The sequence below is a fragment of the Falsiroseomonas sp. RANM36 genome (assembly GCF_056682175.1).
Genome location: NZ_JBWXTD010000052.1, coordinates 1 through 324, shown reverse-complemented (window position 1 = coordinate 324; position 324 = coordinate 1). Strand labels below are relative to the sequence as shown.

The following is a 324-nucleotide window of genomic DNA, read 5'->3' as shown; positions in this document are numbered from 1 at the left end:
GGGCCGCCCGCCGCGGTCCGCACCACCGCGACGCGCTGCGCCCGGCGGCCGCTGCGCCGGGCCGCCGCGAAGCCGAGGCGCGTGGTGACGACGGCGCCGACCCCCGCCAGCGTGACGCCGACCAGATGATTGCCGAGCTGGGCGCCCTCCGCCGGGCTGCCCATCGCCAGCACGGGCAGCAGCACCATCATGATCAGCCCCGCCACCAGGACGCCGACCAGCAGCTTCCGCCCGCGGGCGAAGGCTTCGGGCTGGTAAAGGCCGGTCGCGCCGCCGATGATGCCGCAGGCCACGGCAACGGGAACGGCCAGCATGCCACCCTGC

Annotated in this window: 1 protein-coding gene; it reads right to left on the bottom strand. The window is 76.9% G+C overall.

What is annotated here, in order from left to right:
• The coding region (locus tag AC1MIR_RS27805; RefSeq protein ID WP_480031407.1) for a hypothetical protein at positions 1-314 on the bottom strand (314 nt) is incomplete at its 3' end.
• Between the last annotated feature and the right edge of the window lie 10 nt (positions 315-324).